The organism is Nocardia cyriacigeorgica, from assembly GCF_010858045.1.
Classification (GTDB): Bacteria; Actinomycetota; Actinomycetes; order Mycobacteriales; family Mycobacteriaceae; genus Nocardia; species Nocardia cyriacigeorgica_E.
Genome location: NZ_JAAGVC010000014.1, coordinates 12,109 through 25,255 on the forward strand (window position 1 = coordinate 12,109; position 13,147 = coordinate 25,255).

A 13,147-nucleotide genomic window follows, 5' to 3' on the forward strand; every position below is an offset into this window, starting at 1 on the left:
TCGTGTCCGAAGGGACCGTCACCGCCGCGATCGTCGGGTCCGGCAACATCAGCACCGATCTGCTGTACAAACTGCTCCGCTCCGAGCACATCGAGCCGCGCTGGATGATCGGCATCGATCCCGAGTCCGAAGGCTTGAAGCGCGCTCGCGGGCTGGGCCTGGAGACCTCGCACGAGGGCGTCGACTGGCTGCTCGGCCAGTCCGAACTGCCCGACATGGTGTTCGAGGCCACCTCGGCCTACGTGCACCGGGAGGCCGCGCCGAAGTACGCGGAGAAGGGGATTCGCGCCGTCGACCTGACCCCCGCCGCCGTCGGGCCCGCTGTGGTGCCGCCGGTGAACCTCGGGGCCAATATCGACGCGCCGAACGTCAACATGATCACCTGTGGTGGTCAGGCCACCATTCCGATCGTCGCGGCCGTGTCGCGCGTGGTCCCGGTGCCCTACGCCGAAATCGTCGCGTCGGTCTCATCGGTGTCCGCCGGTCCCGGTACCCGCGCCAATATCGACGAATTCACCAAGACCACCAGCCGGGGCGTCGAGACCATCGGCGGCGCGCAGCGCGGTAAGGCCATCATCATCCTGAACCCGGCCGAACCGCCGATGATCATGCGCGACACCATCTTTTGCGCCATCCCCGACGACGCCGACACCGCCGCCATCGCCGACTCCATCCACCGGATGGTCGCCGACATCCAGCAGTACGTGCCCGGCTACCGGCTGCTCAACGAGCCCCAGTTCGACGAGCCGTCGGTGGTGTCCGGCGGCATGGCGAAGGTCTCGGTCTTCGTCGAGGTCGAAGGCGCGGGCGATTTCCTGCCGCCCTACGCGGGCAACCTCGACATCATGACCGCCGCCGCCACCAGGGTCGGCGAAGTCATGGCCAAGCAGATCGCCTCGGCACGGGTGTAAGGAGCGTTTCCCATGGCTTTCTCAGCTGAACTCGATATCCGGGTCACCGACACCTCGCTGCGTGACGGGTCCCACCACAAGCGCCACCAGTTCACCGCCACCGAAGTGCGCGATATCGTCACCGCGCTCGACGGCGCCGGTGTGCCGGTCATCGAGGTCACCCACGGTGACGGCCTCGGCGGCTCCTCGTTCAACTACGGGTTCTCCAAAACCCCTGAGCAGGAACTGATCACCATCGCGGCCGAGACCGCGAAGCAGGCCAAGATCGCGGTGCTCATGCTGCCCGGCGTCGGCGTCAAGGAAGACATCAAGATCTCCCAGGACAACGGCGCGAGCATCTGCCGCATCGCCACCCACTGCACCGAGGCCGACGTCTCCATCCAGCACTTCGGGCTCGCCCGCGACCTGGGCCTGGAAACCGTCGGCTTCCTGATGATGTCGCACACCCAGCCGCCGGAGGCGCTCGCCAAGCAGGCCAGGATCATGGCCGACGCGGGCTGCCAGTGCGTGTACGTGGTGGATTCGGCCGGTGCGCTCGTGCTCGAGCAGGTCGCCGACCGGGTCTCCGCGCTGGTCGCCGAACTGGGCAACGACGCCCAGGTCGGCTTCCACGGCCACGAGAATCTGGACCTCGCCGTCGCGAACTCGATCTACGCCATCCGCGCCGGCGCCACCCAGATCGACGGCAGCGCCCGCCGCTTCGGCGCGGGCGCGGGCAACACCCCGGTGGAGGCGCTGGTCGGCGTCTGCGACAAGCTCGACATCAAGACCGGCATCGATTTCTTCGCCATCGCCGACGCCGCCGAAGACGTCGTCCGCCCGGCCATGCCGCACGAATGCCTGCTCGACCGCCAGTCGCTGATGATGGGCTACGCGGGCGTCTACTCCAGCTTCCTGCGCCACGCCGAACGCCAGGCCGAACGCTACGGAGTCTCGGCCGCCGAAATGCTCGTCCGCGCAGGCAAGCGCAAGCTCGTCGGCGGACAGGAAGACCAGCTCATCGACATTGCGCTGGAACTCCAGCGGGAACAGGCGCCAGTCACCGCCTGATCCTTGCTCTGAACCGGGCCGCGAACGTAACCCCCTCGCGTTCGCGGCCCGTTTGCGTTTCCGGGTATCGCCGCCGAGATGTCCTCGATCGCCGCAGTTCGACAGCGATATGTCGTTAACAACATGTACGCTGGTGCGGTGGATCCGCTGTATCGATCGAGATCGAGCCAGAGGTTCGGGCCTGGCTGGAGTCTCTGCCGGCCAAACACTTCCTGAAGGTCGAGGAGTACGTCGGGCTACTAGCCGAGCATGCGCTGACTCTGGGTGAGCCGTTTTCGCGCCACCTTGGCGAGGGAGTGCGAGAGTTGCGGCCGACTCTCGACGGGGCGGCCACACGCATCACCTACTGGTTTCGTTCCGACCGGACGATCGTATTGCTCACGGTCTTCCGTAAGACGAAGGATCGCGAGGATGCCGAGGTGAAGCGAGCAATCAAGGCGCGGATGATCTGTGCAGCCGAACACGGACCGGCTCACGACGAGTTCATCCGGGTGATCGAACAAGGAGAGCTGTGATGCCGCACAGTCGATGGAAGGATCTGCGTGTTCAGGCTCTGGACGAACCCCAGGCAGTGGTCGACGCGCGCACCGAGATTCGGCTCGCGATGGCGCTCGCCGAAGCTATCTACCTTCGGCGTACCGAACTCGGGCTCACGCAAGCCGAACTCGCAGACCGAGCCGGCCTGACACAGGCGAAGATCTCCAGGATCGAGGGCTCCGATGCGGTTCCGACGCTGCCGTTGCTGACCAAGCTTGCGCGCGCGCTGGATGCATCGCTCAACATTGCGATCGATGACGATGACCCGCAGGTCCGCTTCGTTCCGCATGGCACCGCAGCATGAAAGGATCCGCTGAGGGCGGCTGACAGGAGCTGATCAGCGCCGATACTCGTCCTTGTCGAGCAGCATCTCGAAGTCGCCGCGGCCGGCCATCTCAGTGAGCTCATTCAGGGCGTCGACCCGCTTGGAGCGTGCTGCTTCGGACGCGCCCTCGTCGAATATCGCGGTCGTCTGCTGGGCGGTCACCGCAGCGGCATATTCGAGTACCGCCAGGATGTCCTCGGGTTGAAGATCGGGATAGTCGCCGAGGATGTCTTCGGTACCCATCCCAGATGCGAGGAGTCCGAGCAGCATCTCGACCGGATAGCGCAAGCCGCGCACCACGGGCTTGCCGTGGCAGATCTCCGGATCGGAGGTGATTCGACCGAGGTGCGACATGCGCACGACTGTAGGGGAAGGGCGGGTGGCCGGGTACTAGTTCGGCCGCAGAACGAGGATCCCGGGTGTCGAGGCGACGTAATCGCGGAACGGGGTGTCGACCACCTTGTTGTCGGCGGGCAGCGAGGAGGCGTTGCGGAAGACCGGGCCGTTCGGGGTGGTGACGAAGATGCCGACGTGGGTGACGTCGAGGCCGGGTTGGTCGGCGTAGGCGCCGATGTAGTCGCCGGTGCGCAGGTGTGCGATGACCGTGTCGTCTACGGCTGAGCTGGGGATGTGGGTGATGGCGCGGTCGACGACGGGGAGCCCGGGGAGGTAGGTGGTGCCGTCGGGCTTCGCGTTGAGGTGGGCGGTTACCGTCACCGCGGCGGGGGAGAGTGATGCGGTGATGTCGGTGGCGGCGATGCGTTCGGTGTGCGCCCAGTCGGTGAAGAAGTGCTTGCGCTGGGTGAATTCGACGCGGCCGCCGGTGTAGCGGGTGTCGATGAGGTTCGCGATGAACTCCTCGCGAGTGGTGGAGCGGCTGAGTGCTTCGACGTAGTCGAGGTAGGTGAAGCAGTCGACGCGGCGCAGATCGACCACCAGCTGTTCGGGCTCGGTCGCGGACCCGATGAGCATGTTCGCGCCGTACGGGGTGCCGAGGAACTGGCGCGAGAGCACCTCGATCAACTCGCCCTTGCTCTGCGTCGCCGCCCCGGCCCGCACCGCCAGCAGCTCGTCGATGCGGCGCGCGGTGACGTCGTCGACGGCAGGTGCGGCGGCCGCGCCGGGAATCAGCACCGCAGGCCCGCAGACGAGTGCCAGCACGAGCAACAGCGCGCGGACGATGATGCGCAAGAAACCTCCCGGGTCGGTTCAGCACGCGGTCGGTAATCACGGTAGCCCGCCGCGCGCGCTCACGACCGGGAGATGATGGCAGCGGTTCATCAGGTCTACGGTTCGCCGCCGAGCTCCACGAGGATCCGCCGCAACTGATTCTCCCGCTGTACCTGCGTCCCGCTCTTCATCAGGCGCAGCAACAGCGCGTACTGCCCGGTGCGATCCAATGCCTCGAACCGCTCGCGCGCGGCCGGCTGCCGGCGCAGTGCCGTCGCGAGATCCTCGGGCACTGTCGCCTCCCGCTGCGAGGCGTAGGCGGCGGCCCAGCGCCCATCGGCTCGCGCCGCCTCGACCGCCGCCAGCCCCGGCGCGCGCATCCGCCCCGCCGCCAGCAACGCCTCCACCTTCGCCACATTGACCTGCGACCAGGGGCTGCGCGGCCGGCGGGGCGAATAGCGTTGCAGGTAATGATGGGCGTCGTACCCGCGCCGAATGCTATCGATCCACCCGTAGCAGAGCGCACCGTCCAGCGCCTCGCTCAGCGTGATCGTGGTGTCGGGTGCGCTCTTCTTGGCGATCTTCACCCACACCTCCGGCGCACGATCGTGGTTCGCCGCCAGCCAGGCCTCCCACTCCGCCGCATCGGTGCAGGTGATCACGGTGCCGTCCATGTCGTCTCCCGGGTCCGTCGGTTCGATCACCACCCATCCTCCGCCGATAAGTGCTCAACAACTGAGCACTTATCGGCGCGGTTTCGGCCGGAACTCGGCGGCTCGGGCGGCGCGACCCGGGAAGCATCGGGTGTCGGGGCCGGAAACGACGAAGCCCGGCCGGTTGCTGCGAGCCCGGCCGGGCGAGACGCGGAGGATTCCGCGCGGTCGCGGACCTACAACCAGGTATCCAACGTGGTCGTGGTCAGGAAATGCTCGAGATCCGCCCGCCACGGCGCCGGCACCGTCTTCTCCGGTTCGATGGCGGTGTACTGGCCGCGATAGAACAACAGCGGCCTGCCGGAGGTGGTCGACTCCGACAGGGCCAGCACTCGGCCGATCACGATGTGGTGATCGCCGCCGTCGACGACACGGTCCACCGAGCACTGGATGGTGGCCAGCGCGTCGTCAAGGAGCGGTAGCTCCAGCTCTGAGGTGTGCCAGGAGGTTTCGGCGAACTTGTCGGGTTCGCGGGAACCGAAGCGGGCGCACAGTTGCTGCTGTTCCTCGGCCAGGACGTTGGCGCAGAAACGTCCGTTGCGTTCGATCGCGGCCCAGGACCGCGAGCCCTTGGTGGGACAGAACAGCACCAGCGGCGGGTCGAGCGAGAGGGCGGCGAACGACTGGCAGGCGAACCCGATCGGGGCGCCCTCGCCGTCCATAGTGGTGATGACGGTGATGCCGGTGCAGAACTGCCCCAGCACATTCCGGAACTGACGGCCGTCGATCTCCGGGTAATCCTGCGTGGTCACTTCCGCCCCGTCACTCATCGCTATTTCATCCCTACGGTGAAGTCGTGGCCCCACAGCGAGACCGCGGTCGATTCCCGCGCGATCCACGAGTGATCGTCGACTTCCAGACCCTCACAACCGAATTCGATATCGAAACCGCCGGGGGTCTTCATATAGAACGACAGCATCTTGTCGTTGATGTGGCGGCCGAGGGTGGCCGACATCTTCACCTTCTTGCGCATCGCGCGGTCCAGGCAGAGGCCGACGTCGTCGGAGTTCTCCACCTCGAGCATGAGGTGCACGATACCGGTCGAGTTCGGCAGCGGCAGGAACGCCAGCGAATGGTGGCGCGGGTTGCAGCCGTAGAACCGCAGCCACGCCGGATCGCCGTCGGCTGGCCTGCCGACCATCTGCGGGGGCAACCGCATCGAATCACGCAACCGGAACCCGAGCACGTCCTGGTAGAACGCCTGCGCGGCGGCGTCGTCGGTGCAGGTCAGCACCACATGGCCGAGGCCCTGCTCTTCGGTGACGAACTTGTGCCCGTACGGGCTGACGAACCGGCGGGCCAGATATTGCGCCCCGTGGAAGGCTTCCAGCGCATTGCCGGACGGATCCTCGAACCGGATCATGTTCTCGACCCGGCGCTCGGCGAGCTCCTCCTTGGTGGCCTCCTTGAACGGCACACCGGCGGCGGAGAGAGCGTCCCGCAGTTCCTGCAGCGCGGGCGCGTCGGTGACTTCCCAGCCGGAGACCTGCAAGCGGTCCTTCTCGCCGGGAACGATCACCAGCCGCGCCGGGAAATCGTCCATGCGCAGGTAGAGGTTGTCCGGGGCGGGGCCGGGCGCTTCCATCATGCCGAGGACCTTGAGCCCGTACTCGCGCCAGGCCGCCATATCGGTGGCCTCGATGCGCATATATCCGAGTGCGCGAATGCCCATGGCTATTTCACCCCGTTCAGGAAATCGGTGGCGAGCCGGTTGAATTCGGCGAACTTCTCCAGCTGGGCCCAGTGCCCGCAGCCACCGAACACGTGCAGCTGGGCGCGTGGGATCGATTTCAACGCCACCAGCGCGCCGTCGAGCGGATTCACCCGGTCCTCCCGGCCCCAGATCAGCAGCACCGGCTGACGCAGCTTGTAGGCGTCGCGCCAGAGCATGCCCTTCTCGAAATCGGCACTGGCGAACGATTTGCCCATCGCCTTCATCGCGGCAATCGATTCGGGGGTGCCTGCCGCGGCGAACCGCTCATCGATCAGCTCATCGGTGACCAGGGACTGGTCGAACACCATGATCCGGATGAACGCCTCGATGTTCTCGCGCGTGGGTTCATAGGTGAACTTCGACAGCAGCCGCACACCCTCGGTGGGGTCGGGCGCGAACAGGTTGGTGCTCAGTCCGCCCGGGCCCATCAGGATGAGCTTGCCCGCGCGATCGGGGTAATCGAGCGCGAAGCGCACCGAGGTGCCGCCGCCGAGCGAATTGCCCAGCAGATGCACCCGATCGGTGATGCCGAGGGTGTCGAGCAGGTCCTTCAAGGCCGAGGCGCTGTGCACGAAGTACTGCGGATGCTCGGTCGGCTTGTCGGACTTGCCGTAGCCGGGCTGATCCACGGCGATGACGTGGAAGTCCCGCGCCAGCACCGGGATATTGCGGGAGAAGTTCGACCAGGACGAGGCGCCGGGCCCGCCGCCGTGCAGCAGCACGATCGTCGGGCCGTTGCCGACGCCCGCCTCGTGGTAATGCAGTTTCAGATCCGGCCGCACCTGGGCGAACCGGGAAGTGGATTCGTAGGTGAGTTCCACGGTCGAGGTCACTGTGTCTCCTGTGGTCATCACACCATGGTGTCGGTGACGGGCAGTCCGAACTCGCCCGCGCCGTACACCATGTAGGCCCGCTCCGGATCGTTGGCGGCATGCACCCGGCCCGCGTGCGCGTCCCGCCAGAACCGCTGCAGCGGCGTGCCGTTGGCCAGTGCGGTGGCGCCGGAGCTCTCGAAGAGCTTATCGATCGAGGCGATGGCGCGGCCGGTGGCGCGCACTTGGTCGCGGCGGGCGCGCAGGCGCAGATCGAACGGGATCTCCTCGCCGGCCAGCAGATGCGCGTACTCCTCGGCGACATTGCCCGACAGCTGACGCCAGGCGGCGTCGATATCGCTGGAGGCCTCGGCGATGCGCACCTTGGCGAACGGATCGTCCTTGGCCTTCTCGCCCGCGTAGGCCGCGCGCACCCGCTTGCCCTGGTGCTCGACATGCGCCTCGTAGGCGCCGTAGGCCATACCGACGATGGGGGTGGAGATGGTGGTGGGATGGATGGTGCCCCACGGCATCTTGTACACCGGATCGGTGTTCTGCTCGAGGCCGGGCGAGGCCAGATCGTTCATCGTCTTGTAGCTGAGGAACCGGTGCCGCGGCACGAACACGTCTTCCACCACCAGGGTGTTGGAGCCGGTGCCGCGCAGGCCGACGACGTTCCAGACGTCATCGATGCGGTAGTCCGAGCGCGGGATCAGGAAGCTGCCGAAATCGACCGGTCGGCCGTCCTTGATGACCGGTCCGCCGACGAAGGTCCACTCGGCGTGATCGGAGCCCGAGGACCAGGCCCATGAACCGCTGACCCGGTAGCCACCCTCGACCACGGTGCCCGCGCCCATCGGCGCATAGGAGGAGGAGATGCGGATGTCGGTGTTCTCGCCCCACACGTCCTGCTGGGCTTCCTGGGAGAACAGCGCGAGGTGCCAGTTGTGCACGCCGATGATGCCGGCCACCCACCCGGTGGAGCCGCAGGCGCTGGCGATCTTGCGGACGGTGTCGTAGAAGATCACCGGGTCGGCGGCGTACCCGCCCCACTGCTTGGGCTGCAGCAGCTTGAAGAAGCCGGTCTCTTGCAGCGCCTTCATGGTTTCGTCGGGGATGCGCCGCAGGTCCTCGGCCTCTTGCGCGCGTTCGCGCAGCATCGGCAACAGCGCTTCGACCCGTTCGGTCACTTCTTGCGTCATTTCCGGACCTGCTCCTGCCTTGGTTGGTAACCGGTACTCATTTGTCTCTGAGACTAGAACACGTTCTTATTTCTGTCGAGAACCGGTGTTCATTACCGGGTTCGACACGGCTTGTGCAGGAAGTAGCCGCTATCGCTGGCGTGGAACGCGACATTTTTGTAACGTGTTCTAGTACAGAAGGAGGAGGATTCGCGATGGCAGATACCCCACAGGGGAGCGGTGCGAAGGTTCGGGAGCTCGATGTCGGCTCCGCGCCCACCCGGTATGCGCGGGGATGGCATTGCCTGGGTCTGGCCAAGACGTTCCGTGACGGCAAGCCGCATTCGGTCAACGCCTTCGGCACCAAGCTCGTCGTCTGGGCCGATACCGCCGGCGAATTGCGGGTGCTCGACGCCTACTGCAGGCATATGGGCGGCGACCTGAGCATGGGCGAAGTCAAGGGCGACGACATCGCCTGCCCGTTCCATGACTGGCGCTGGGGCGCGAACGGCAAATGCACCTCGATTCCGTACGCCCGCCGCGTGCCGCCCCTGGCCAGGACCAGGAAGTGGACCACCCTCGAACGCAACGGCCAGCTGTTCGTCTGGCACGACCACGAGGGCAACCCGCCGCCGCCGGAAGTCACCATCCCTTACATCAAGGGCCCCTACACCGACGCCGACGGCAACCCGCTAGAGGAACTCAACAGCGACTGGACCGAGTGGACCTGGAACTCGCTGCTGATCGAGGGCGCCAACTGCCGCGAGATCATCGACAACGTCGTCGACATGGCGCACTTCTTCTACATCCACTTCGCCTTCCCGACCTACTTCAAGAACGTCTTCGAAGGCCACGTCGCGACCCAGTTCCTGGAGACCAAGGGCCGCCCGGATGTGGGCATCGCGGCCAAGTACGGCGGCGACAACCTGCTCAAATCGGAAGCGTCGTACTTCGGGCCGTCCTACATGATCAACCCGCTGGTGAATATCTACGGCGGCTACGAGATCACGGTCAACCTGATCAACTGCCACTACCCGGTGGACCACGATTCGTTCGTGCTGCAGTGGGGGCTCAGCGTCGAGAAGCCCAAGGGCCTCGACGACGCCACCGCGGCCAAGCTCGCCAAGAGCATGACCACCTTCTTCGGCGACGGCTTCCTGCAGGACGTGGAGATCTGGAAGCACAAGTCCAAGGTCGAGAACCCGCTGCTGTGTGAGGAAGACGGGCCGGTCTACCAGCTGCGCCGCTGGTATGAGCAGTTCTACGTCGACGTCGCCGACGTCACCGAGAAGATGACCCAGCGCTTCGAGTTCGAGGTCGACACCACCAAGGCCAACGAGGCCTGGGAAGCCGAGGTCGCCGAGAACCTGCGGCGCAAGCGTGAGGCCGAGGCCGCCGAAGCGGAATCGAGCGCAGCGGAGGCGGGTGTGTAATGACCGCGACCTGGGCGAAAGCACCCGACTTCGCCGACCAACCGGCGCGGCGTGCCGCGGTGGCCGCCCAGACGGTCGTCGACAAGGCCAGGTACCTGGAGGAGGGGCTGACTCCACTGCGGTGCCAGACCTGCCGGACCGAGGTGCTGGTGCGCAAGAGCAGTTCGCATCAGACCTCGATCCAGTGGACCGGCGACCCCGCCGCCCACTGCCCGGTCTACGCCAAGCTCGCCGAGCAGGGCGCCGGACCGGGACGACCGGAATCCTGCGCCGATCTCGAACGCACAATCAAATGGGCGGTCGACGAAGGGGTGATCGACATCGCCGAGTAGTGGTCGGTGATGAGGACGGGGCGAGGAGTGATCTCCTCGCCCCGTCGTCGTTATCGGGTGCCCGGCCACGCCCTATGTCGCAATCGCCCGTGCAGTCGTCGGTTGTAGCCATCCGGCTCGATGGGCCCAGGCTCGGCAATCGGCCGGTGCGTAGGGCTGTCGCCTGCGGGTGCCGTCAGCTGAACGGAGACTGCGGACGCTCTTGGAGTTCGCCGTCGATGTAGATGTCGACCTTCTCGTTGTAGAAGCAGGCCAGCCCGGCGATTTTCTGACTCTCCGCGACCGGGGTGCGGTAGATCCACGCCAAATCGCGGCGCTCGGTATCTCCGATGCGGATGTTCCAGTAATCGGCGGTGCCTTTGTACGGGCAGCGGCTGTGAGTGTCGGAGGGGTGCAGCAGATCCATCCGGACGTCGGTGAGCGGCAGGTAATACCGTGCGGGCAGGCCGGTTTCGAACAGGATGCGCGGGGCGTTGGAATCGGCGACGGTGACGCCGTCGACCTCCACCCGGATATTGCGCGAGCTGGTGAGGATGTCGACCCGGGAGTACGGGTCGCGCGGGTGGACGTAGACCGGCTCGTCTTCTTCGAACCATTCGTCCATCGCGTTCCAGTCCAGCCGCACCAGCTCACTCAGCTCGGGCGAGCCGAGATAGCGTGTTGCCGCGCCGGGCACGATGGCACCGTCGACGACCACGTCGTAGCCGGTGCCCTCGCCGCGGTGAATGGATTCGCGGACACTGCCGTTGGGCTCGAGTTTCGCGCGCAGATCGGCGACCGGAATGTAGTAGGTGGGGTAGTAGGGGATCTCCCAGACCAGGGACGGCCGCGTGGTGTCGGCGACCAGCTTGCCGCCGACATAGACCCGCACTCGCTTATGACACGGCTCGATCCTGACCTGTTCCCGCTGCGCTTCGGTCATACCTGCGACGCTACCCCGGCCGCATCAACGCAGGTAGGGCTCGACGCGAAGGCCGGGTGCCGATCGATGACCGGGGAGGTGCGGGAGCCGACGGCGAACAGGCCCCGCCGAGTGGGCGGGGCCTGTGGGTCGGGCGAGCCGAGATCGTCAGTCGCCGACGGTGATCGCCTGCGCCTCGTCGACGCTGTGCGGTGCGGGATCGTGATCGTCGATGTGGGCGAGGGCCGAACGTCCACCGAGCAACACCAGCACGGCGACGGCGGTGCAGGCCGCGCCCACCCAGAACGGCAGCGCGGTGTTGTGCTCGCCGAGCTTGCCCGCCAGCCACGGAGCCGCGGCGCCGCCGGCGAAGCGGACGAAGCTGTAGGCGGCCGAGGCGGTGGAGCGTTCCACCGGCGCGGAGATCATCACGGCCTCGGTGATCAGCGTGTTGTTCACGCCGAGGAACAGGCCCGCGAGCACCACGCCGACGATCAGCACCGGCTTGTGCTCGGCGAACACGGCCATCATCGCGAGATCGGCGGCGAACAGGGCCAGTGCCAAGCCCATCATCGGCAGGGTGCCGAAGCGGCGCTGCAACACCGGCGCGAAGTACACCGACGCCACCGCCAGCATCAGGCCCCAGCCGAAGAAGATGAACCCGATCGCGTAGGTGCCCATATCCAGCGGGAACGGGGTGTAAGCGAGCAGGGTGAAGAAGCCGAAGTTGTAGAACAGCGCGGTCAGGCTCACCGTCAGCAGGCCGCGGTGGCGCAGCGCCTTGAACGGCGCGGTGATCGAGGTGGGCTTGGCCGGCTTCGGGGTTTCCGGTAGCAGCACCACCAGCGAGATGAAGGCGACGGCCATCAGCACCGAGACGCCGAAGAACGGTCCGCGCCAGCTGATCCCGCCCAGCAGGCCGCCGACCAGCGGCCCGGTTGCGATGCCGATACCGAGCGCGGCCTCGTACAGGATGATGGCGCGCGCGACGCCGCCGCTGGCAGCGCCGACGATGGTGGCCAGTGCGGTCGCGATGAACAGCGCGTTACCGAGGCCCCAGCCCGCACGGAAGCCGACGATCTGCTCCACGGTGTTCGACATGCCGGCCAGCGCCGCGAACACCACGATGATGGCCAGACCGGTCAACAGGGTCTTCTTCGCGCCGAAGCGGCTCGACACCACACCCGTGATCAGCATCGCCACGCCGGTGACCAGCATGTAGCTGGTGAACAGCAGCGACACCTGCGACGGCGAGGCGTGCAGCTGCTCACCGATCGGCTTGAGGATCGGGTCGACCAGGCCGATGCCCATGAACGCGATGACGCTGGCGAAGGCGACGGCCCATACCGCCTTGGGTTGCTTGGTCTTCTCTACGGTCGCGGACGCGGCGCTGTGCGTCCTGGTCACGGTTGTCATCGGTGCTCCTTTTGTCATGACCGGGGCCCTGCGTGGTGACGCTTCGCTGCGGCCTCCGGGCCTGACCGCTCATGACTGTGCATTCCTCGGTGTCGGTTCGTGCCGGGCGCTTCGGTGGCCTTCAGTGCGTCCAGCAATGCGGTGAGTTCGGCCTCCAGCCGGATCAGTCGGTCGGTGTCGTAGCCGGGCAGCCGCGCGGCGAGCGCGGTGCCGAAGGCTCGGCGGGATTCGATCAGCCGGTTTCGTCCGGCCGGGGTGAGGGCGACGACCACGGCCCGCGCATCGTCCGGGTCCTTGTGCCGGGTGGCGTATCCGTCCGCGACCAGCTTGCCGATCAGCGCCGTTGCCGCCGGTTGTGAGCATCGATCGATGCGGGCGAATTCGCTGACCCGTAGCTCACCGTGCTCGTCGAGCACCGACAGTGCCCGCAGTTCCGCGCGCGGTGGAAGGGCGTCCCCACTGATCACCCCGGCCAGCCGAGTCAGCCGAGCGGCGTTCACCACGAGATCGACGACGATGTCTTCCGCGGAAACCACGTCACTCGGCTGCACCTGAATATTATTACATAGGCTAACTATCTATTGCTGGTGAGATGAGTCACCGGCAGGGGGAGGGGAAGGGTTCCCGCCCGGGCCGCGCCTCAACCGCGCCG

The 13,147-nt window shown here is 66.5% G+C and carries 16 protein-coding genes; 6 read left to right on the forward strand and 10 right to left on the reverse strand.

The genetic code is table 11. The annotated features are described in order from the left end of the window. Positions 1-2: 2 nt before the first annotated feature. From GV790_RS14920 to GV790_RS14935, 4 genes are all read left to right on the forward strand, one after another. Entirely contained in the window at positions 3-911 is a 909-nt protein-coding gene (locus tag GV790_RS14920; protein WP_163813965.1) for an acetaldehyde dehydrogenase (acetylating), read from the forward strand. 12 nt (positions 912-923) lie between these two features. Beyond that, positions 924-1,961, forward strand: a complete 1,038-nt coding sequence (gene dmpG, locus GV790_RS14925; RefSeq protein WP_014348786.1) for a 4-hydroxy-2-oxovalerate aldolase — start codon at positions 924-926, stop codon at positions 1,959-1,961. 185 nt (positions 1,962-2,146) lie between these two features. Then, a complete protein-coding gene (locus tag GV790_RS14930) occupies positions 2,147-2,476 on the forward strand; it encodes a type II toxin-antitoxin system RelE/ParE family toxin (protein ID WP_178127950.1) in 330 nt (109 codons plus the stop codon). After that, positions 2,476-2,802 carry a helix-turn-helix domain-containing protein gene (locus GV790_RS14935; protein WP_163813966.1) on the forward strand — a complete coding sequence of 109 codons (327 nt, stop codon included), beginning with the start codon at positions 2,476-2,478 and terminating at the stop codon, positions 2,800-2,802. The genes GV790_RS14930 and GV790_RS14935 overlap by 1 nt, the downstream gene beginning before the upstream one ends. 33 nt (positions 2,803-2,835) lie before the next feature. On the opposite strand, the gene GV790_RS31120 is transcribed toward GV790_RS14935, so the two are convergent. From GV790_RS31120 to hsaA, 7 genes are all read right to left on the reverse strand, one after another. Next, positions 2,836-3,177, reverse strand: a complete 342-nt coding sequence (locus GV790_RS31120) for a DUF433 domain-containing protein (protein WP_163813967.1) — start codon at positions 3,175-3,177, stop codon at positions 2,836-2,838. A 36-nt stretch (positions 3,178-3,213) separates the two neighbouring features. Beyond that, positions 3,214-4,014, reverse strand: coding sequence for a DUF1460 domain-containing protein (locus GV790_RS14945; RefSeq protein WP_163813968.1), 801 nt, complete (start codon positions 4,012-4,014; stop codon positions 3,214-3,216). Between the two features lie 95 nt (positions 4,015-4,109). Continuing rightward, positions 4,110-4,697, reverse strand: coding sequence for a YdeI/OmpD-associated family protein (locus tag GV790_RS14950; RefSeq protein ID WP_309139003.1), 588 nt, complete (start codon positions 4,695-4,697; stop codon positions 4,110-4,112). A gap of 185 nt (positions 4,698-4,882) precedes the next feature. Then, positions 4,883-5,476 carry a 3-hydroxy-9,10-secoandrosta-1,3,5(10)-triene-9,17-dione monooxygenase reductase subunit gene (gene hsaB, locus GV790_RS14955; RefSeq protein ID WP_163813969.1) on the reverse strand — a complete coding sequence of 198 codons (594 nt, stop codon included), beginning with the start codon at positions 5,474-5,476 and terminating at the stop codon, positions 4,883-4,885. Positions 5,477-5,478: 2 nt separating this feature from the next. Then, positions 5,479-6,378: an iron-dependent extradiol dioxygenase HsaC gene (hsaC, locus tag GV790_RS14960; protein ID WP_163813970.1), complete on the reverse strand. Its 900-nt coding sequence runs from the start codon at positions 6,376-6,378 to the stop codon at positions 5,479-5,481. Between the two features lie 2 nt (positions 6,379-6,380). Beyond that, positions 6,381-7,253 carry a 4,5:9,10-diseco-3-hydroxy-5,9,17-trioxoandrosta-1(10),2-diene-4-oate hydrolase gene (gene hsaD, locus GV790_RS14965; protein WP_163814038.1) on the reverse strand — a complete coding sequence of 291 codons (873 nt, stop codon included), beginning with the start codon at positions 7,251-7,253 and terminating at the stop codon, positions 6,381-6,383. Positions 7,254-7,270: 17 nt separating this feature from the next. Next, complete coding sequence (hsaA, locus tag GV790_RS14970; protein WP_163813971.1) at positions 7,271-8,434, reverse strand: 3-hydroxy-9,10-secoandrosta-1,3,5(10)-triene-9,17-dione monooxygenase oxygenase subunit; 1,164 nt, start codon at positions 8,432-8,434, stop codon at positions 7,271-7,273. A 194-nt stretch (positions 8,435-8,628) separates the two neighbouring features. On the opposite strand from hsaA, the gene GV790_RS14975 reads away from it, so the two are divergent. Together GV790_RS14975 and GV790_RS14980 are read left to right on the forward strand one after the other, a co-directional pair. Further along, positions 8,629-9,846, forward strand: a complete 1,218-nt coding sequence (locus GV790_RS14975; RefSeq protein ID WP_163813972.1) for a Rieske 2Fe-2S domain-containing protein — start codon at positions 8,629-8,631, stop codon at positions 9,844-9,846. Beyond that, on the forward strand, positions 9,846-10,178 hold the full coding sequence (locus GV790_RS14980) for a hypothetical protein (RefSeq protein ID WP_163813973.1): 333 nt from the start codon (positions 9,846-9,848) through the stop codon (positions 10,176-10,178). The genes GV790_RS14975 and GV790_RS14980 overlap by 1 nt, the downstream gene beginning before the upstream one ends. 175 nt (positions 10,179-10,353) lie before the next feature. Here the strand turns inward: GV790_RS14980 and GV790_RS14985 are convergent, their stop codons facing one another. From GV790_RS14985 to GV790_RS14995, 3 genes are all read right to left on the reverse strand, one after another. Next, on the reverse strand, positions 10,354-11,100 hold the full coding sequence (locus tag GV790_RS14985; RefSeq protein ID WP_163813974.1) for a DUF427 domain-containing protein: 747 nt from the start codon (positions 11,098-11,100) through the stop codon (positions 10,354-10,356). A gap of 147 nt (positions 11,101-11,247) precedes the next feature. Beyond that, a complete protein-coding gene (locus tag GV790_RS14990) occupies positions 11,248-12,495 on the reverse strand; it encodes an MFS transporter (protein WP_163813975.1) in 1,248 nt (415 codons plus the stop codon). Between the two features lie 14 nt (positions 12,496-12,509). Then, positions 12,510-13,046 (reverse strand): MarR family winged helix-turn-helix transcriptional regulator, encoded by a 537-nt coding sequence (locus GV790_RS14995; protein WP_280498746.1) that lies wholly within the window; start codon positions 13,044-13,046, stop codon positions 12,510-12,512. Between the last annotated feature and the right edge of the window lie 101 nt (positions 13,047-13,147).

Excerpts from the sequence above, each read along its gene's own strand:
- GV790_RS14935 (WP_163813966.1), top strand. The coding sequence starts at position 2,476 with ATGCCGCACAGTCGATGGAAGGATCTGCGTGTTCAGGCTCTGGACGAA.
- hsaA (WP_163813971.1), bottom strand. The coding sequence starts at position 8,434 with ATGACGCAAGAAGTGACCGAACGGGTCGAAGCGCTGTTGCCGATGCTG.
- GV790_RS31120 (WP_163813967.1), bottom strand. The coding sequence starts at position 3,177 with ATGTCGCACCTCGGTCGAATCACCTCCGATCCGGAGATCTGCCACGGC.
- dmpG (WP_014348786.1), top strand. The coding sequence starts at position 924 with ATGGCTTTCTCAGCTGAACTCGATATCCGGGTCACCGACACCTCGCTG.
- GV790_RS14980 (WP_163813973.1), top strand. The coding sequence starts at position 9,846 with ATGACCGCGACCTGGGCGAAAGCACCCGACTTCGCCGACCAACCGGCG.
- GV790_RS14985 (WP_163813974.1), bottom strand. The coding sequence starts at position 11,100 with ATGACCGAAGCGCAGCGGGAACAGGTCAGGATCGAGCCGTGTCATAAG.
- hsaC (WP_163813970.1), bottom strand. The coding sequence starts at position 6,378 with ATGGGCATTCGCGCACTCGGATATATGCGCATCGAGGCCACCGATATG.
- hsaB (WP_163813969.1), bottom strand. The coding sequence starts at position 5,476 with ATGAGTGACGGGGCGGAAGTGACCACGCAGGATTACCCGGAGATCGAC.
- GV790_RS14975 (WP_163813972.1), top strand. The coding sequence starts at position 8,629 with ATGGCAGATACCCCACAGGGGAGCGGTGCGAAGGTTCGGGAGCTCGAT.
- GV790_RS14990 (WP_163813975.1), bottom strand. The coding sequence starts at position 12,495 with ATGACAACCGTGACCAGGACGCACAGCGCCGCGTCCGCGACCGTAGAG.